Consider the following 19235-nt stretch of genomic DNA (forward strand, 5'->3'; position numbering starts at 1 on the left):
CCTTTTTATTTCTAATATTCAAAGTTTCCTATTTAATCTCAACAGCTTAAACAACTACCATTAAGACATCCCCTTCGTTAACAAAATCACCTTCTTTTACTTTAACCTCTTTTACTTTCCCGCTTTTTTCTGATTCAATTGGTATTTCCATTTTCATAGACTCTAAAATGACGACATCCTGATTTTCTATTATTTCTTCCCCGTGACTTACCAACACTTGCCAAACAACTCCTGCCAAATTCGCTTTAATTTCCATTAATTTCACCATCCTATAATTTTTGAATTGATTTGGTTTTGAAATAATTCTTTTAATTTATATTTTTCAACTTTATTAGTCGGTGTTCTGGGTAATTCGGAAATCATATAAATATATTTAGGCCACATAAATTTCGGCATGGTTTTCTGTATCCATTTTCTCAATTCGTCTTTGTGTAATTTTTCAGAATTAGGAACTACATAAATAACAATATCATCTTCATTGCCTTGAGTTGCCGGTACTGGAAAGGCTGCACAAACATTTACTTCTTTATGCTGATTTATCATATCCTCAACCTGATAGGAAGATATGTTCTCGCCTTTATGTCTAATTACATCCTTCATTCGGTCCACGAAATAATAATTTTCCTGTTCATCTTTATAGCCTGCATCTCCCGTATGGAACCACAAATTCTTAAATACTTCGACCGTGGCATTAGGAGTGTTAAAATATTCATTGAATTGGAGAAAAGGATAACATGGCCTTAGAACGAGTTGACCTGTTTCATTAGGACCACATTCTTCATCATATTCATTAACTATTGTAGCCTCATAAAACGGAGTGACTTTTCCCATATATCCTTTCGGTAAATCTTGATTACCCTTTCGCAAAGGAATTCCTAATTCATTCGCAATCCTTTTTGTTTCTTCCTTCGTGTAACCTTTGTACAAGTTGGTTGGCGTCCCCTGACCTTCTTCTAATTCGTCTATGATTCCGACAAATCCTACCCCCGCTTCCGTTTGTCCATAGCCAGCTGAAACAAAATGAATGCCAAATCTTTCGGCTACTTGATGATGATACTTGGGAAGTGGTTGCATATGGACACGTGTTAATGTGTTGATATGATCGTTTTCACTAGGCTCCTTATTCATAAGCCAAGGAATCATGACATCTAATAAGATAGCGTTGGATGCCTTGCTTACCTTTATCCTTTTCCAGAAATCATTTGGGCTAAATTTATCCCAAAGTGCAACGGTGCACCCGATAAAAGCACCTCTAGCAACCAAGGCAAATGCCCCGCCAACGTGATACATTGGTAAATCATTATAAATTATATCCTCTTGCTTATTAAGTACACGAAACATATACGTGTACCCGTGTATCCAACGAAAAGATTGTACGACACCCTTTGCCTTCCCCGTTGTCCCGGAAGTATAAATTATGTTTGCGCTATCATAATATTTAATCTCAATATTTGGATTGTTTATATCTCCGGAAATCATTTCATCAAAAGTAGTAGTCGGAAACTTATCATGTATTTGGATATCTTTTAATCCTAGAAGATAGTCGTGACTTGCTTTCTTTGGCTCATAGAGAACAACAGGGATAGGGTTCAACTCGGATTGTACCTCATTTAATAACGAAATCATCTGTCTTTCTGTTATGAGAATACTTGGCTGCGTATCATTTAATTGGTGGGTTAATAATCTGCCTTTATAATTAAAATTGATTGGACAAAATACGGCTCCGACCTTCCATATTCCAAACTAGGATAAAAACTTTCTAATATGTTCAAAAGCTTCCTTTTCCGTTTTAACTATGTTATCTATTGCTCCACTTGAGCGGTGAACCTGTGAACCACCAAGTTCTTCCTTAGTCAATTTTTGTCCAACGCCATAATTAACTATTTGTGGCCCAGCAACAAACAATTGGGATATTTCTTCTACCATTACTGAGAAATGCGATGCGGTAACTCGTGCAGCCCCTAATCCGGCAACAGAACCTAAGCACGCTGCAACTACGGGAACCCTCCCCATATTTTTCACTACGTAATCCCAAGCGGGGTTAACCGGTACATAGGTATGCCCCTCTGTTTCTAGAAAGGTCACACTACCTCCGCCACCAGTTCCATCTACCAGCCTTACCATTGGCAATTGTAAATCGTGCGCCATTTGTTCAAAATAAATCTGTTTTTCCATAATTGCACCATCAGCAGCACCACCCCGGACTGTAAAATCATCCGCACCAACAACAACCTTTCTTCCATCAATCCTTCCTGTTCCAATTAAAAAGTTTGCAGGTGTAAACTCTTTTAATTCATTCCCCTCATATATTGCTTTTCCAGCAATTGCCCCTTTTTCATGGAAGGTATTTTTATCCAGAAGATGATGAATTCTTTCTCGTACGGTTAATTTCCCTCTAGATCTATGTTTCTCTACGTTCTCCTTCCCACCCATTTCCTTGGCTAGTTTTTCCCTTTTTCTTAATTCATCAATTTCCGGTTGCCAGCTCATAACTAGATCTCCTTCCTCAAACAATTGAGAATATTACTTAGAAACATTACTGACTCCCACCGACAACACTTATAGAATTTTTAATCAGGATTGTCGATTGTTATAACATCAATTCTACAATTTTTCCACGATACTAAATTATTCATTTTACTACTGATTCCTCCGAGTAGTCGTACCATCCTTTACCTGTTTTTCTGCCAAGGTGTCCTTGTTTTACTTTTTCTTCAATCGACTTTGCTGGTTTATCTCTCGGATCCCTTGTTTCCTCATAGAGCTGTAAATTTGCATAATAGCCTACATCTATTCCAGAAAGATCCGCTAGTTCAAACGGTCCAAGAGGGTGACTCAAAGCCTTTTTAGCTATCAAATCAATATCCTTAAAATCGGCATAGCCATTTTCATATAAGTACATAGCTTCTTTTGAAAGAGCAAATAACAAACGATTCGCTATAAATCCATAAATCTCCTTTTCTAGTAATACCCCCGTTTTGCCAATGCTCTCACAAAAATCCATTGCTAACTGTGCCGTTTCATTGGATGTTTGATCGCTTTTAACTACTTCAACGCAATCCATCACTAATGGAGGAAAGAAGAAATGCATATTAATTACTTTGTCAGGCCTACTTGTCACATCAGCAATTTTCGAATTAACAATCGTGGAGCTATTCGTTGCTAATACTGTGTGCTTAGGTACTAGTTTATCTAACTTGGAAAACACCTCCCTTTTTACATCTAACTTTTCAACTACTGCCTCTATTACAAGATCGGCTTCAGCAACCGCTGTTTCCAAATCCGTTGTTAATTGAAGATTTGAGAAAGCTTCATTTTTTTCGTTCTCGGTTAATTTTCCTTTCTTAACCCAATCGTTCATCCGCTTCTCCAATGTTAATCTTTCCTTATCCAATGCCTTTTCGTTAATATCTTGTAAATAAGTCTCATAACCCCCAAGGGCACAAAGCATGGAAATTTGATGCCCCATGGATCCAGCTCCTAATACAGCTACCTTTTGAACTTGATTCACTATCATTTCCTCCTTCTAGATTGTTAATTATTGTGACGATTCTTCTTTTAATTTTCTTCTTAGAATTTTTCCAACACCTGTTTTTGGAAGTTCTTTTCTAAATTCAATAATGCGAGGTACTTTGTATGCAGAAAGATTAGCCCGACAATAGGAGATCAATTCCTCCTTCGTACAATTACTGCCATCTTTTAAAACAATAACTGCTTTCACGGTTTCCCCACGATATGGATCCGGAACACCTACAACAACTGCTTCTTGAATAGATGGATGTTCATATAATACTTCCTCCACATCGCGTGGATAAACATTATATCCACTAGCTATAATTAAATCTTTTTTGCGATCGACGATATAAAGATAGCCATCTTCATCCATATAAGCTATGTCTCCCGTATAAAGCCAACCATCTCGTAATGTTAGGTCTGTTTCATCAGGCATATTCCAGTATCCTTTCATCACTTGGGGACCTTTAATAATAATCTCTCCCACTTCACCAGCAGGAAGTTCCTTATTCCCAGTCGCTAAATCTACAATTTTATAATCTGTACTTGGAACACCAATTCCGACACTACCTGGTTTCCTAGTAGCAAATAACGGATTACAGTGTGTTGTTGGGGATGCCTCTGAAAGACCATACCCTTCCACTATTTTTGCCCCTGTTCTTTCTTCAAAAGATCGTAAAATCTCAACTGGCATAGGAGCACTACCGCTATTACAAATTTCCATACTATTTAAACCATATTCATTTACCTTAGGATGATTAATCAGAGCAATGTACATAGTAGGAACACCTGGAAATGATGTAGGCTGAATATTTTTAATCGTCTCAAGTACTTCTTCCAAATCGAATCTAGGTAATAGAATGTTTATGGCCCCTATATATATCGTTAAGTTCATACATGAGGTCATCCCATATACATGGAATAATGGAATAACGCTTAAATATCGTTCCTTCCCTATATTGATAGTATCCTTAAAAAACTCATAGGATTGCATAATATTTGCTAGAAGATTTCGGTGCGTCAACATGACTCCTTTTGACCGCCCTGTTGTACCACCAGTGTATTGCAATACTGCTACATCTTCTCGAGGATTAATATCCACTTCTACGGGCCGCTTATTTGCACTCTTTAAGAAAGACTGAAATCCTGTGGCCATATCATCTGTTGCATCCCGGCCTTCGATGTTCACTTTAATAACGTGTTTAACAAAAGTATTATCCATAACTTGATTTAGCACCGGTAGTAACGGTTCATAGATGACTATGGTTTCTGCTCCCGAATCATTTAATATATATTCTAATTCTTTACCAACAAGCATTGGGTTTAACTGTGTTACAATACCACCAGCTTGTAAAATACCGTAATAACTAATTACATACTGTGGACAGTTCGGTAGCATAATAGCTGCTCTATCACCTTTTTTGATACCTTTATCTTGTAAAGCTGCAGTAAATGCATCTACAAGATTATTAAGTTCCTTATAAGTCGTCTCCTTCCCATAAAAGTGGATTGCTGTGTTGTTTTGGAATTTGGAAACAGATTGCTTTAACATATCAGATAAGGACATATCAGGAATTGTTATTTCCTTAGAGATATGTTCTGGATAATGTTCTAACCATCTTTTCATTACGAATCCCCCTCAAGATTTAGTTTGAGACATCGTAACACCACGCTTCTTCTACCTTTTATTCATTTTCTTGGAGTACCCTCCATAAGATTTTTCCACTACTAGTTGTTGGGAAACTATCCCTGAACTCTATTATTCTTGGATACTTATAAGCAGCCATTTGGCCTTTTGACCATTCCATAATGTCCTGTTCCTTGACTTTACCTTTATAATGATCATTTAAAATGATAAATGCCTTAACGGTTTCCCCACGTTTTTTATCTGGTGCACGTACTACACACGCCTGTTGTACTGCTGGATGTTTGTATAAAATAGACTCAACTTCTGTAGGCCACACTTTAAAACCTGAGGCATTAATCATTCGCTTTAGACGATCAACAATAAAGAAATATCCTTCTTCATCCATACGAACAATGTCACCTGTTCTGAAGAATCGTTTGCCATCGATTTCTATATGTGCTTTTTCATTCTCTTCATCACGTTGATAGTATCCTATAAAAACTTGAGGACCATTTACAATTAGTTCTCCTTCTTGATTAACCCCAAGTTCTTTACCAGTAGTAGTATCTATAATTCTTGCATCTACATCGAATGAAGGTATTCCTAGACACTGCAATTTCGGTCGATCAGGTGGATTAAAATGGGTATGAGATATCGTCTCTGTTAAACCATACCCTTCGATAAATCGGAGTCCTGTTCTTTCATATAAATCCTCTCCTACCGCCTCTGGGAGAGGTGCTCCACCTCCTCCAATTACTTCTAATGATGATATGTTGTAGTTTTTTAAATTTTGGTTAGATAAAAAGTCGATTAACATCGTACTAATATTGATCCAATGGGTACATTTAAATTTCTCTATTGTTTTTGCAGCGTACTCACGATCCCATCTCGTCATAATCACAAGTGTACTTCCTGCATAAATTGGGGACAGTGTGCTGTGTATTAATCCCGTTACGTGGAAAAGTGGTAAGGTTGTTAATGTAATCGTATCCGCCGTTAAGTTCATCCAATGATAGGCCCCTACCGTATTTGCCTGAACCGTGCTATTTGTATGAACACACCCTTTCGGTAGTCCAGTTGTTCCTGAAGTATAAGGAATTATGGCAATATCTCCACTCTCTCCTTTATATGTAGAAGCCTGAAGTTCTTTATTTAATGCTTCCCTCCAAGGGATAGCTTCTATTTCACCATCGGCTGACTTAGCAACCCTTTGAATGAATGCGTCATCTTCTTTACTGTAATCGGAATAAGTAGCCACTATTATATTTCTTAATAAATTCTCTTTCTTTAAAGGAAGAGCTTTTTCATATAGTTCTTGACCCACAATTGCATGATTAATCCCACAGTCCTTCACATAGAATTCTAGGTCCTTTGTCAAACTCATTGGATTAATAGGAACGACAACCGCTCGTAACCGTAAAATAGCAAAGAAACTAATAATAAATTGAGGGGAGTTCTGCATGAACAGTAGAATATTATCTTTTTCTTTAATCCCCCATTCTTTTTCCATATATCCCGCTAGACTTTCCACTTCTTTAAAAAGCTCCTTGTAGGAATAAGAGGCTCCATAATAGTGAAAGGCTACTTTATCCGGATACTTTCTAGTAGACATTTCAAGATTTTCATATAGCGTTGTTTGGGGAACAGTTAAGTTCTTAGGTAACCTCAATGGCCAATGTTTATAATGATTGGTATTTCTCATCATCTTACTTTTTTATCCTCCTTCTTGAGCTCAGAAATCTATGGTATTAATATAATCTTTCCTTTTGTTTTCCTAGATTGTAGAATTTGATGAACATGTGCTACTTCTTCTAATGGATAAGTGCCACCAATCGTTGTTTTTATTTTCCCTTGCTCTACGAAACTAATTAATTCCTTCAAACTAGAAAGGTATAGATCTGGCTCTTTCATAATCTGTGAAAGAAAAAAACCAATAATGGATTGATTTCTTTTCATTAGTTTAGATGGGTAAAATTTAGGCATATTTCCACTCGCGACTCCATAAATAACAAGTCTTCCAAAAGGTGCTAGACAATTTACCGTCTTATGAAAGACATCTCCACCAACCATTTCTAGTGCAACATCGACACCTTTGCCCCCAGTAATTTCTCTTACCTTATTCTCCCAACCCTCTTCCGTGTAGTTAACTAAATCATCCGCTCCCATTTCCTTCGCTAATTCCAATTTCTCAGGCGTACTAGCTGTAGCAATGATTCTTCCTGCACCGAAGATTTTTGCAAGTTGAACCGCTAACACTCCGACACCACCTGCTGCTGCATGAATAAGGACGGTCTCCCCCTCTTTAAGCCTTCCCATTGTCTTCAATATATGGTAAGCGCTTAAACCTTGTACCGGTATAGCTACAGCATGTTCAAAGGCTACTCCATCTGGAATAGGGATAAGCTGATTCGCCTTCACTATCGCATAATCTGCATAGCCACCAGATTCGATTAATGCCATCACCCTGTCACCTTTTTTTACCCCTTTTACCTTTTCTCCCATGCCAACAATTTCACCAGCAATCTCCAAACCTGGAATAAACGGCAATGGTGTTGGTACTACATATGCACCTTCACGTCTAGCTGTATCAGCATAATTTACTCCAATTGCCTTTATTTTTATTAGCACCTCTGTTTCTCCGATGTTGGGCAAATCTAATTCAATTAATTTCAAGACTTCAGGACCACCGTATTCCTTAAATTGGACCACTTTCATATCTTATTCTCTCCTCCACTTGCTCATGTTTCATTTCTTTAGTTAGGTACTTTGGATAAACTTATTTAGTCTTCATCCTCTTATAGAGGTTGTTCAAAAAGTCCGGTGATCCTTCTTTTTGAACACGCACTTATATACCTCTACTATAGTTCAATGCATAATGAATTAAACTTTCAACTAACCGATTCAAGTTAGCAAATCGCTGATCCTGAGTTTGGCCTTTCTTAAACCGGTAATAGATTTGTTGACCAATTACCGCAAGCTTAAAATATGCAAAAGTTAGATAGAAATGGATATTGGATAAATCCCTACCACTTTTCTTCGCATATTCTTGCATAAATTCCTCTCTAGTATAAAATCCATTTCTAGTCGTAACTGGCTCTTTATTGAATCCACTTTTTAATTCTTCTGGATCACCAGCCTCTATCCAGTAGCCTAAAGCTGCTCCTAAATCAGCAAGTGGGTCCCCTACCGTTGTCATCTCCCAATCAAAAAGGCCAACCATTTCACTACAGTCTTCAGAAAACATGGCATTATTTAACTTATAATCGTAATGAATGATGGCTGAGTCCTCTCGAGTTGAAACATTTTTTTCTAGCCATTTTGTTAACTTCTCAACCCCTGAGATGTCATCTGTCTTTGAAAGATCATAACGCTTTATCCATCCTGCTACTTGTCGTTCCATAAATCCCTCTGGCTTAGATATATTCAATAGATCAGTTTTCGTATAATCAACTTGGTGTAGTTCCACTAATTTATCAACCATGATTTGTGAAAGCTTACGACCTATTTCGGGTGTGTAAGAGATAGAATCAGGAAATTCTGTATCAATTACTATCCCTTTTCTTCGTTCCATAACAAAAAGACTACTACCAATAATTGACTTATCATCCGAATAAATATACGGTTTTGGTGCAGTAGAATATAATGGGTGAAGGTTACTTAAAATTCGATACTCCCTTTCCATATCGTGAGCCTTTGGAGCAACAGGGCCATAGGGAGGGCGCCGTAATACCGCCTCCCATGTCCCTATCTTTAACAAATAGGTTAAATTAGAATGCCCTGCTCCGAATTGTTCAATTTCCAGATTACCACTTGGAATGTTAGGTAGATTCTCTTTAATAAAATTAGATACAATTGCTTCATTTAACTCTTCACCTTGTCTTACATTGATTGTGTCATTATAAGAAAACTTCATACCATTTCCCTCCCGTGGCAAACATTTAAATACTATCCGACCAGTATGTTATGATTATTCAAAAAATTTATCCCGGATTATTATCTATATATAGATAATAATCTAGTTTTCTATGCCCTTTAAAATAACATTTGCATAAATTTTTGCTAATTCACTAGGTGACACATCACCCTCTGGGTTATACCAGTTATAACTCCAGTTCACTATACCTAATACCCCGTACGCTAGCATGTCTGGACGATCTGCTTTTCTGAATTCACCTTGTTCTATTCCAGCTTTAATTACCGCTTCTACGTTTAAATAAAACTGTTTTCTAATTTCCTTTATTTTCTCTATATTCCCTTCACTTAAATGCCTCAACTCTCTAAAGAAAACCCTAGCACTTGGTCCTTTTTCTGTCACATCCATAATTAATAAAGTAATAATTTCTGTAATTTTTTCTCTTTGGGATAGATGAGAGTTATCAACGATATGTTTCTGTCTTTCCAACAGACTTGTAATATAATCATAGTGAATATCCATTAACAATTGTTCTTTACTTGAATAATAGTAGTAGAAAGTCCCTTTTGTAACACCGATTGCATCTACAATATCTTGAATAGACGTTGCACTAAAACCCTTCTTTTCAAATAGTTTGATACTTACTTCTGTAATTTTCCCCTTCATCACAATCGTTCCTCACTGCATAAGATTTTTGTACATTAATGTCTAGCGCCAGCGCCCAGCTACTAGTGAGACTTCCTTCACCTTCGTACTTCGCTAAATGGCGCTTGCGCTTTCTTATTATAATGTACCACAACGTCTATAGAAGTTCACTAAGCATAGGCACTAGAACCACCGTCAACTCTTAGAATATCCCCTGTTACAAAATCTGATGCTGTTGATGCCAGAAAAAGGGCTGCACCTTTCATATCTTCATCACTACCGAATCTATTTAATGGTGTTCCAGCTAGAATTTTATCTCCACCCTTTTCTAATAAACCTTTTGACATTTTCGTAGGAAAGAAACCTGGAGCAATCGCATTTACATTAATATTGTGTGGACCCCATTTAACGGCTAAATCCTTTGTAAAAGTCATTACAGCACCTTTACTAGTATTATATCCAATGGTATCCATCACGTTTGGATCAGTCCCGCCAAACCCCGCAACCGAAGCAATATTAATGATTTTTCCTTTCCCTTTTTTCATCATAACTTTCCCGACTTCTAAACACATTAAATACGTTCCAGTTATATTAACATTGATCACTTTTTCCCAAGCTTCAAAAGGCATTTCGGTTATTGGTGCACCCCAGGTTGCCCCACTATTATTCACTAAAATATCTACTGTTCCGAAATATTTCACTGTCTCGTGAACTACTTTTTTTACATCCTCCAGTTTGGAAACATCGCAACCGTAGGCTAATACTTCCGTTCCAAATTTTCTTTTTAGTTCTTCAGCCTTTTCTTTACAAGCATCTACTTTTCTAGAACATAAAACAAGGTTTGCTCCTGCATCCGCATAGGCTTCAGCAATTTGAGCCCCAAGTCCACGTCCCCCTCCTGTAATAATGGCAGTTTTTCCTTTTAAATTAAATAAATCCATAACACCCATTTTATTCCCTCCCGCTATCATTACTGGTAGTTTTTCATTTCTAATCTCGCAATTTGGCGACGGTGAGCCTCATCCGGTCCATCCGCAATCCGAAGTGTTCTTGCATTAGCCCAATGATACGCTAATGTAAAGTCGTCACTCACGCCTGCAGCACCAAATACTTGGATAGCACGATCAAGAACCTTTAATGCCATATTTGGGGCAACTACCTTAATCATGGCAATTTCTTTTTTCGCCACTTTATTCCCAACGGTATCCATCATATATGCTGCTTTAAGTGTCAATAAACGAGCTTGTTCTATTTCAATACGGGAATCTGCAATCCACTCCTGGATGACTTCATGTTCAGACAATTTTTTACCAAAAGCCTTCCGAACCTGTATACGCTTACAAATATCTTCAAGAGCTCTCTCCGCAAGTCCTATTAAACGCATGCAATGATGAATTCTCCCAGGTCCCAACCTTCCCTGTGCAATAGCAAATCCTTTTCCTTCATCCCACAGCATATTTTCTACAGGCACTCTAACATTATCATATTCTATTTCAGCATGACCATGCGGCGCATCATCATAACCGAATACTGGTAGCATTCGTTTTATTTTTACTCCAGGGGCGTCTAATGGAACAAGAATCATAGACTGTTGTTCATGCCTTGGGGCTGATGTATCTGTTTTTCCCATTACGATAGCAATCTTACATCTTGGATCTCCTGCACCAGAGGACCACCATTTTGTCCCATTTATAACATATTCATCACCATCTCTTACAATGCTTGTAGAAATATTCGTTGCATCACTCGACGCTACATCCGGCTCCGTCATAGAGAAACATGATCTTATTTCACCCGCTAACAAGGGCTCAAGCCATTCCTTCTTTTGCTTTTCTGAACCATAGCGAGCTAAAACTTCCATATTTCCTGTGTCTGGCGCACTACAGTTAAAAGCTTCAGGGCCAATCACCGATCTTCCCATTATTTCACATACGGGAGCATATTCTAGATTTGTTAACCCCGCCCCATATTCGCTTTCAGGTAAAAATAAGTTCCATAACCCCGCTTTTTTTGCCTTTTTCTTTAATTCCTCCATAATTGGAGGTATATCAGACCATCTAGTTTTTTGTTGATTTAATTGGTCTTGATAAACCTTCTCATTTGGATAAACATGCTCTTCCATAAACGTATTAACCTTTTTCTTTAAATCTAAAACCTTCTCAGAATATGAAAAATCCATTTTATCTCCCCTAACTCTATAATTTCACATACCTACCGTATAGTATGTTCCTAATATTTATAATATTATAGTAAAATTTAAAAATTGTAAACCCCTCTCTTCATACCGACAGTTATTTATCATCTACATATTTATTTATCCGGGAGTTTGACACCCTAAAATAAAAAAAACGCGCAAAAGCCTTGGTACGGCTTTATTTTTTTGTCAAATTTTTCATAATTTTATTGCGTAACATTTCGTAATATACTATAATTAAGGTAACATTAGCTGCTTTGGGGGTAATTTTATGCGTATTAAAGTGAGTCGTTCTAAAAATTCCAAGTCTTATTTTGTAATTAAAGATATTTATCGGGGCAATAAAAGGACAACCAAAGTTGTTGAAGCCTTGGGAAATGACAAAGAAATTTTAGAAAAGCATCCTGGTGTGGATCCCTATACCTGGGCAAAAGAATACGCTAAAAAGTTAACACTGGAAGAAAAGGAACGAAACTATAAAATCGTCACCAAATACAGTCCTGCCAAGCAAATACCATTGAATAAACAGACGCTATTTAATGCTGGTTACCTCTTTTTACAATCTATTTACCATGGGTTAAAACTGGATAAAATTTGCCAGAAGATATCTCAGGAGTATGAATTCAAATATGATCTGAATGAAATACTTTCGCGCCTTCTTTATTTACGGATTCTACATCCGACCTCTAAAAAAGGAACGTTTGAACATTCGAAAGACTTACTTGAACCTGCACATTTTCAGTCACATCAAATTTATCGGGCACTTGGTGTCCTCGCCGAGCAATCAGATTACATAGAGGAAATGGTGTATAAAAACAGTCTAAATGTAGTGGATAGAAACACACAGATTCTATATTATGACTGCACAAACTTTTTCTTTGAAATCGAAGAAGAAGACGGTTTAAAACAATATGGAGTTTCTAAAGAAAATCGCCCCAACCCAATTGTTCAAATGGGACTGTTCATGGATGGGTCAGGCCTTCCACTTGCTTTTAGTATGACACCTGGAAATAGAAATGAACAAACAACCTTGAAACCGTTGGAACGTCGTATTTTAAAGGACTTTAACCTTTCAAAATTTGTTGTATGTACAGATGCCGGTCTATCTTCAAATAAGAATCGGATATATAATACTCGAGGAAAACGCGCCTTTGTAACTACGCAGTCTATCAAAAAACTGAAGAAATTTTTGAAGGAATGGTCTCTGGATCCTGAAGGGTGGCGAATACCAGGAAGTAATAAAAAGATAAATTTGAATGACATTCGCAATCTCGAAAATGACCAGAGAACGTACTACAAAGAGCGTTGGATCAAGGAAAATGATCTAGAACAAAAGTTAATTGTCACCTACTCCCCTGTTTATCAGCGTTATCAATCATCCATTCGAGCTAAACAAGTTGAACGAGCGAAGAAAAAGATGGAAAATCCAAGCTCGTTGAATAAACATAATCAGAATGACCCAAAGAGATTCATTAAAGCGACACATGTAACAGACAATGGTGAAATTGCGGATAAGACGCAAGCAACTCTGAATCAGAAACAGATTGATAACGAATCCATGTATGATGGATTTTATGCCGTATGTACCAATCTAGAATCAACTATTGAGGAAATAATTAAGATAAATCATGGGCGATGGGAGATTGAGGAGACATTCCGAATACTAAAAAGTGAATTCCAGGCTCGACCAGTTTACTTGCAAAGAGAAACCCGAATAAAGGCACATTTTCTAACATGCTTTTTGTCCTTATTGATCTATCGCATTCTAGAAAAAAAGTTGGATGAAAGATTTACATGTCCTGAATTAATTAGTACGTTAAGAAATATGAACATGCTAGAATTGGATGGAGAAGGATACATACCTGTATATACTCGAACAGAAATTACGGATGCATTACATGATGCATTTGGCTTTAGAACTGACTACGAAATAGTTACTCAAAAAAATATGAAAAAAATTTTTAAACAAACCAAAAGGGAAAAATAGTACGCAGTTTTATGCCTTAAAAAAATCGCCATAAACATTGATTTAGCAGTGTTTTTGGCGATTTTTAGTGTCAAACATGAGATTATAGTAAAATTTAAAAATTGTAAACCCCTCTCTTCATATCGACAGTTATTTATCATCTACATATTTATTTATCCTAACTTTTGTCTGTACATATGCTTGCACCAACACATAAATCACAACCGCATATTTCCAATTAAAACGAATTCCATTTTTCAACGAACTTAACCCGTTCTCACTACTCAATACAATAACCGGCATAATTAACGGGGACAATAATATCGAAATAGTACTCCCAGATGTGATAGCTAATACGACCAATTCTTTCGCATATGGTGACACCCTCTCGGCATTAAAATACCGAGCTTCCAAAGTGGAAACCTCTTAAAAGAGGCGGAAGCAGTTCACTAGGATGGGAGCTTGTCTCCCGACAATCCCTTGTTGTTCCATTTCTGGCCCACCTTCTAACATGACTGCCATACCCCATGCCACTTGGGGCTCCTAGGTTGGATTGTACCACCTAGGCACTTGAACTATAATACGAACCTATCTCACGACTGTTCCGTACTACCCCGCCAAGCTTGTGCTACGTGCAATATTATTTGAAGCATTCAAATCAGCATGACAAGTATAGCCACATTTTACGCAACGGAATTTATCTCCGTAGCGGTTATTCTTTTCTGCATGACCGCAACATCCGCAAAATTGGCTTGTTTGATAAGGGTTAATATCTACAACTGGAATATTGTGTTTCGCAGCTTTTTCTTTGATGAACTGTTTTAATTGATAGAAAGACCACGAGTGAATGGTTTTATCTGCTCTCTTCATGCTACGACATGTTTTTCGAATGTCGTCTAATGCTTCCATTTTTATGATTGGATTATCAAATTGTAGAGCGAAATCTACTATATCTTTAGCTAATTTTCGGTTATAATCTTTCATCCATTCTCTTTCTTTTTTACCTATACGTTTGATGACGCGCAGCGCCTTTGCTTTACCTAACGAACGTCGTAGGGAACAAAAATGACGTCGCATATAACCGACTTCCTTACCAGAAAAAAATTGTCTTTTACCACTAAAGGGTTCAGAAACGACCGCAATATGTCCCAACCCTAGATCCACACCAATAGATGTAGACTTTTGTCGTTTCATGTTTTCAAAGATGCGTTTATGTTTCTTTTCAAAGTCTAGTTCTGAACTTATTTGTATTGGAATTGCCACATACCAATGTTTTCCTTTACGCAACAATTCCATGGTTCCACGAAACCCTTTCTTCTTTTGCGTCAGAAATGGAAAAAACGTTTGTACATCTTTTGTTTCTACTACCGGTAGTGCCTTTTTCCCCATATTAGAGGTAAATGCAATGTACCATCTTCCATTTTTCTCTATGGAATTCCAGTTTTGATTATTTATTTTCACACCAAGTGACTTTTTGAAAATAGGAATCGTTGTTGCTCGCCCTTTCCTATAATCAGAAACAGCCTTTTTTGCGCGACGAATAGCCTCGTTTTTTATAGAGGATTTGAGGTTGAATGGTACGTCTTTTGAAGAAATTTTTTCTCCATTTTGAATGCGTTCCACACAATCATTTACGCAATTAGAAAACTCCTTTTGCTCATAAATGAATTGTTTATGCTTTTTCTTTGTTGGCTTTTTGAGTTTAACTAATATAGTTTTCGTAGCCATTTTTTCACCTCCCATATGGGGATATTTTACCAAACATACGTTCTATCATCAACCTAAAAGGCCTTAGATATTAAAGTTATTCAAAAATAAAAGACTTGGCATTCATCCCCTCATTAAAATAAGGGGCGTTCTGCCAAGCTCGTAAAATGGTAAACAACACAATAGTAATTCTTATTCCTAAGCTAAAAAATAACTGCATGTTTACGTCTCCCAACAGCTATGTACTCTTATATCCCTTTTCATTACTATAGCACAGCAGCTGTTGGATTATTGTCTAACTTTAGCAAAGAAAAAAAGCATTCACCACAGAATAGGTGAATGCCTTTTTGGAAGGTATCAATTAAAAAAGTATTCCATTCTTGCTTCGACTTCAGGAACTTAAATCACCGCATGCTCTTCCTCTTTCATGTCCGTAATAAACATATACCCCGGAGCATGGGTGATCACTAATTCTGGTCTACTTGCCATGACTACTGCTTGAGGGGTAACACCACACCCCCAGAATACTGGAATTTCTCCTTCATGTATGGTTACAGGATCACCAAAATCAGGATCATTAATATCTTCAATTCCAATCATGGAAGGATCGCCAATATGAATCGGGGCCCCATGAACAGATGGAAATCTAGACGTAATTTTCGTAGCACGAATTGCATCATTAGGTTTCATTGGACGCATACTTACTACCATTGGCCCTTGGAAAACTCCGGCAGGTTCACAAAGAATATTTGTCTTATACATCGATACATTTTTACCTTCCTCAATGTATCGAATTGGAATTCCATTATCTATTAAAGGCTTTTCAAATGTGAAACTACAACCGATTAAGAAGGAAACAAAATCATCTTGCCAATAAGGGGTGATGTCTGTAACTTCTTCGACCAATTCCCCATGTTTATAAATACGATACTTTGATATATCTGTCCGCAAATCACCAGTTGGTGCCGTCTTTTTCGGTACAGGGGAACCGACATCTGTTACTTCGATTAATGGACATGATTTAGGATTACGCATACTAAACAATAAAAAATCATACGCATATTTCTTTGGCAAAATCACTAGGTTTACTTGTGTATACCCTGGTGCTAACCCAGTTGTCGGCTTTTGCCATTCCCCAGTTCTGATTTGTTGACGTATCTCTTCTGTAGTTTTACTCACGATGCATAACCTCCTTTAATTTCATCAAATTCATTATTAAAAAACCCCTGCTCCAACTGCCAATTGATGTAATATTTTTTCCTGTTTAATACGTAAAGTTTGTGCTTCATGTACACTTATTGCCTCAAATTGCAATTTTCTACCTGGTAAATTCTGAGCAACCCTTGCAATATCAACTGAAATGACAGTGGCAATCCTTGTATAACCACCTGTTGTTTGACGGTCTGCCAAAAGTATAATGGGTTGACCATTTGCTGGAACTTGTACCGTACCGGGAAAAATACTGTCTGAGATAATATCCGCTCCTGTTACATGTTGAAGTTTTGGACCATTTAAACGCATACCCATTCTATCCGTCTGTTTTGTAATTTCATATGTCCCAGTCAAAAGTGTTTCGATACTTTCTTGTAAAAAGGCATCCCGATCAGGTCCTAATATTACTCTTATTTTTTGATCCGATTGATAATTAGGAATTAGATTATCGGGCAATCTTCTCACTCTGTTCTTCCCTGTTACTTTTCCAGAAGGTAACAAATCATCTTTTTGTAAAAATCTACCCTCGATTCCTCCGATCCCAGCTTTTACATAGGTAGAGCGACTTCCCATGACAACCGGTACGTCTATCCCACCTGCAACAGCAATGTATGTATAGACACCCTTCTTGGGCTGACCAAACGAAAGCGATTGTCCTTTATGAACGAAAATGGAAGTCCACATTGGGATATCTTTCCCATCCAGTTGAGGAGATAAATCGGCACCACAAATAGCGATGACAGTATCTTTCAAAAATTGTAATTTAGGTCCCATGATTACCGCCTCGATTCCAGCAGCGTTTCGTTCATTCCCAACAAGTAAATTCCCTACTTGGAGGGCATAAGGATCCATTGCACCAGATACTACCATTCCATATTGTTGATATCCTGTTCTTCCAAGGTCCTGAACTGACGTAGTTAGTCCAGATTTTTCTACCTTTATAACTGCATTTTCCAAGTTACATCCCTACTCTTTTTAAAATAATTCCATTGTTCGTTAATTCTGTATTTAATTTCTTCACAAATTCTAATGATTTTTCACTATCCCCGTGTATACAAATGGTATCTGCTTGAATCCGTATATCTGAACCGTCGACCGCTTCTACTCTTCCTTCTTTAACCATACGTATAACCCGTCCGACAGCTTCATCTGGGTCAGTTACCATGGCATTTGCATGACTCCTAGATGTCAAGCTTCCATCTGGTTGGTATGTACGATCAGCAAAAACTTCTTCCGCTACTTGCAAGCCAACTTTCTTCCCCATATGTATTAATTCACTACCTGCTAACCCATATAAAATGAGTTCTGGATCTACATCATGAACAGCTTGAGCTATCGTTTCTGCCATCTCCTGATCTCTACTTGCCATATTATATAATGCCCCATGAGGTTTTACATGATTTAGCTTTGAGTTGTTTATTCTTGCAAAAGCTTGAACCGCTCCAATTTGATAAACGATTAAATTATAAAGCTCGTCCGCATCTAGCTTTATTTCTCTTCTACCAAATCCATGCAAATCCATAAAGCCTGGATGTGCTCCCACTCCAACGTCATTTTCGACTGCTTTTTGTAGGCTCTTTTGAATCACATTATGATCTCCTGCATGATAACCACAAGCAATATTTGCTGACGTAATGTATTTCATGACCTCATCATCACGACCAATTTTAAATGGACCGTAACTTTCTCCTAAGTCACAATTTAAATCAACGTAATTCCCCAAAACGTTCACTCCCCTTCATAAAATGCTATTTCTACTTCATAGCTATTTTCTTCAACTTGTTTTTCTATCTCCTTATATTCGGATTCTGATACCTGAACGAAACGAATATAGTTCCCAGCTTTTAATAAAATAGGTTTATTTCTCATGGGATCATATAGTTTCACTGGTGTTTTACCAATGATTTGCCATCCACCCGGGGTTTCCATAGGATACACACCTGTTTGCGAACCAGCAATTCCAACGGAACCTGCTGGTATTTTTAATCGTGGTTCTTTCAGTCTAGGTGTAGCAATTTTTTCAGACATCCCACCTAAATAAGGAAAACCAGGTGTGAAACCCATCATATAGATTAAATAATCCGAGCTTGTATGAATGCGAATAACCTCATCTATACTTAATTGGTTGTGATTCGCAACCCGTTCTAAGTCAGGTCCTGTCTCACCACCGTAATAAACAGGTAATTTAATAACATTTGCTGGTGGCAATGTTATTTTTTCTAACTTTTCTCGCATGCCTTCTATTTGTTGCTTTATTTCTTCAAATGTAATTATATATGGCTCATAATATATGGAAACCGCCGTATAAGTAGGAATCCATTCGATAACGCCTCGTATCTTTTCTCTTTCTATAAACCACGAAAGGCTGCGGATTTTAGCATTTGTTTCTTTTGAGATAGAATTTCCTAATTGCACTCTTATCCCACAATCTCCTAACGGTTCAATTTGAAACATCTTA

At 37.3% G+C, this 19235-nt stretch carries 18 protein-coding genes; 1 reads left to right on the plus strand and 17 read right to left on the minus strand.

All coding sequences use genetic code 11. The features are described 5' to 3' along the window. Positions 1–46: 46 nt before the first annotated feature. The 11 genes from ACFQ18_RS01610 to ACFQ18_RS01660 form a co-directional block, all read right to left on the minus strand. The gene (locus ACFQ18_RS01610; protein WP_047184880.1) at positions 47–256 is read right to left on the minus strand and encodes an acetyl-CoA carboxylase biotin carboxyl carrier protein subunit; all 210 of its coding nucleotides are present in this window, start codon (positions 254–256) and stop codon (positions 47–49) included. A gap of 5 nt (positions 257–261) precedes the next feature. Beyond that, the gene (locus ACFQ18_RS01615; RefSeq protein WP_225344038.1) at positions 262–1737 is read right to left on the minus strand and encodes an AMP-binding protein; all 1476 of its coding nucleotides are present in this window, start codon (positions 1735–1737) and stop codon (positions 262–264) included. 6 nt (positions 1738–1743) lie between these two features. Continuing rightward, on the minus strand, positions 1744–2490 hold the full coding sequence (locus tag ACFQ18_RS01620) for a carboxyl transferase domain-containing protein (protein ID WP_204797663.1): 747 nt from the start codon (positions 2488–2490) through the stop codon (positions 1744–1746). 142 nt (positions 2491–2632) lie between these two features. After that, a complete protein-coding gene (locus ACFQ18_RS01625) occupies positions 2633–3517 on the minus strand; it encodes a 3-hydroxyacyl-CoA dehydrogenase family protein (protein ID WP_145523507.1) in 885 nt (294 codons plus the stop codon). Between the two features lie 21 nt (positions 3518–3538). Further along, complete coding sequence (locus ACFQ18_RS01630) at positions 3539–5140, minus strand: long-chain-fatty-acid--CoA ligase (RefSeq protein WP_047184882.1); 1602 nt, start codon at positions 5138–5140, stop codon at positions 3539–3541. A 58-nt stretch (positions 5141–5198) separates the two neighbouring features. Next, entirely contained in the window at positions 5199–6842 is a 1644-nt protein-coding gene (locus ACFQ18_RS01635; protein WP_047184926.1) for a long-chain-fatty-acid--CoA ligase, read from the minus strand. Between the two features lie 38 nt (positions 6843–6880). Further along, complete coding sequence (locus tag ACFQ18_RS01640) at positions 6881–7855, minus strand: quinone oxidoreductase family protein (RefSeq protein ID WP_047184883.1); 975 nt, start codon at positions 7853–7855, stop codon at positions 6881–6883. A 130-nt stretch (positions 7856–7985) separates the two neighbouring features. Next, the gene (locus ACFQ18_RS01645) at positions 7986–9053 is read right to left on the minus strand and encodes a phosphotransferase family protein (protein ID WP_204797664.1); all 1068 of its coding nucleotides are present in this window, start codon (positions 9051–9053) and stop codon (positions 7986–7988) included. Positions 9054–9155: 102 nt separating this feature from the next. Further along, positions 9156–9719, minus strand: a complete 564-nt coding sequence (locus tag ACFQ18_RS01650) for a TetR/AcrR family transcriptional regulator (protein WP_204797675.1) — start codon at positions 9717–9719, stop codon at positions 9156–9158. A 149-nt stretch (positions 9720–9868) separates the two neighbouring features. Beyond that, positions 9869–10648: an SDR family oxidoreductase gene (locus tag ACFQ18_RS01655; protein ID WP_204797665.1), complete on the minus strand. Its 780-nt coding sequence runs from the start codon at positions 10646–10648 to the stop codon at positions 9869–9871. Between the two features lie 20 nt (positions 10649–10668). Beyond that, positions 10669–11877 (minus strand): acyl-CoA dehydrogenase, encoded by a 1209-nt coding sequence (locus tag ACFQ18_RS01660; protein ID WP_204797666.1) that lies wholly within the window; start codon positions 11875–11877, stop codon positions 10669–10671. A 286-nt stretch (positions 11878–12163) separates the two neighbouring features. On the opposite strand from ACFQ18_RS01660, the gene ACFQ18_RS01665 reads away from it, so the two are divergent. Beyond that, positions 12164–13879, plus strand: a complete 1716-nt coding sequence (locus tag ACFQ18_RS01665; RefSeq protein ID WP_047184088.1) for an IS1634 family transposase — start codon at positions 12164–12166, stop codon at positions 13877–13879. A gap of 129 nt (positions 13880–14008) precedes the next feature. On the opposite strand, the gene ACFQ18_RS01670 is transcribed toward ACFQ18_RS01665, so the two are convergent. The 6 genes from ACFQ18_RS01670 to pxpB form a co-directional block, all read right to left on the minus strand. Then, positions 14009–14272, minus strand: a complete 264-nt coding sequence (locus ACFQ18_RS01670; RefSeq protein WP_060667721.1) for a hypothetical protein — start codon at positions 14270–14272, stop codon at positions 14009–14011. A 195-nt stretch (positions 14273–14467) separates the two neighbouring features. Beyond that, positions 14468–15586, minus strand: coding sequence for an RNA-guided endonuclease TnpB family protein (locus ACFQ18_RS01675; RefSeq protein WP_047184090.1), 1119 nt, complete (start codon positions 15584–15586; stop codon positions 14468–14470). Between the two features lie 378 nt (positions 15587–15964). Next, positions 15965–16747 carry a putative hydro-lyase gene (locus ACFQ18_RS01680; RefSeq protein WP_204797884.1) on the minus strand — a complete coding sequence of 261 codons (783 nt, stop codon included), beginning with the start codon at positions 16745–16747 and terminating at the stop codon, positions 15965–15967. A gap of 33 nt (positions 16748–16780) precedes the next feature. Continuing rightward, positions 16781–17734: a 5-oxoprolinase subunit C family protein gene (locus ACFQ18_RS01685; RefSeq protein WP_047184092.1), complete on the minus strand. Its 954-nt coding sequence runs from the start codon at positions 17732–17734 to the stop codon at positions 16781–16783. Position 17735: 1 nt separating this feature from the next. Then, on the minus strand, positions 17736–18500 hold the full coding sequence (locus ACFQ18_RS01690) for a LamB/YcsF family protein (RefSeq protein ID WP_047184093.1): 765 nt from the start codon (positions 18498–18500) through the stop codon (positions 17736–17738). Between the two features lie 5 nt (positions 18501–18505). Then, entirely contained in the window at positions 18506–19231 is a 726-nt protein-coding gene (pxpB, locus tag ACFQ18_RS01695; protein WP_047184094.1) for a 5-oxoprolinase subunit PxpB, read from the minus strand. Positions 19232–19235: the final 4 nt, after the last annotated feature.

It is taken from the genome of Oceanobacillus caeni, assembly GCF_042678465.1.
Lineage (GTDB): Bacteria > Bacillota > Bacilli > Bacillales > Amphibacillaceae > Oceanobacillus > Oceanobacillus caeni.

Bases quoted from the DNA above. Each gene is read 5' to 3' on its own strand.
- ACFQ18_RS01650 (WP_204797675.1), bottom strand. From the start codon at position 9,719: ATGAAGGGGAAAATTACAGAAGTAAGTATCAAACTATTTGAAAAGAAG.
- ACFQ18_RS01625 (WP_145523507.1), bottom strand. From the start codon at position 3,517: ATGATAGTGAATCAAGTTCAAAAGGTAGCTGTATTAGGAGCTGGATCC.
- ACFQ18_RS01620 (WP_204797663.1), bottom strand. From the start codon at position 2,490: ATGAGCTGGCAACCGGAAATTGATGAATTAAGAAAAAGGGAAAAACTA.
- ACFQ18_RS01655 (WP_204797665.1), bottom strand. From the start codon at position 10,648: ATGGGTGTTATGGATTTATTTAATTTAAAAGGAAAAACTGCCATTATT.
- ACFQ18_RS01635 (WP_047184926.1), bottom strand. From the start codon at position 6,842: ATGAGAAATACCAATCATTATAAACATTGGCCATTGAGGTTACCTAAG.
- ACFQ18_RS01610 (WP_047184880.1), bottom strand. From the start codon at position 256: ATGGAAATTAAAGCGAATTTGGCAGGAGTTGTTTGGCAAGTGTTGGTA.
- pxpB (WP_047184094.1), bottom strand. From the start codon at position 19,231: ATGTTTCAAATTGAACCGTTAGGAGATTGTGGGATAAGAGTGCAATTA.
- ACFQ18_RS01660 (WP_204797666.1), bottom strand. From the start codon at position 11,877: ATGGATTTTTCATATTCTGAGAAGGTTTTAGATTTAAAGAAAAAGGTT.
- ACFQ18_RS01645 (WP_204797664.1), bottom strand. From the start codon at position 9,053: ATGAAGTTTTCTTATAATGACACAATCAATGTAAGACAAGGTGAAGAG.
- ACFQ18_RS01665 (WP_047184088.1), top strand. From the start codon at position 12,164: ATGCGTATTAAAGTGAGTCGTTCTAAAAATTCCAAGTCTTATTTTGTA.
- ACFQ18_RS01675 (WP_047184090.1), bottom strand. From the start codon at position 15,586: ATGGCTACGAAAACTATATTAGTTAAACTCAAAAAGCCAACAAAGAAA.
- ACFQ18_RS01640 (WP_047184883.1), bottom strand. From the start codon at position 7,855: ATGAAAGTGGTCCAATTTAAGGAATACGGTGGTCCTGAAGTCTTGAAA.
- ACFQ18_RS01630 (WP_047184882.1), bottom strand. From the start codon at position 5,140: ATGAAAAGATGGTTAGAACATTATCCAGAACATATCTCTAAGGAAATA.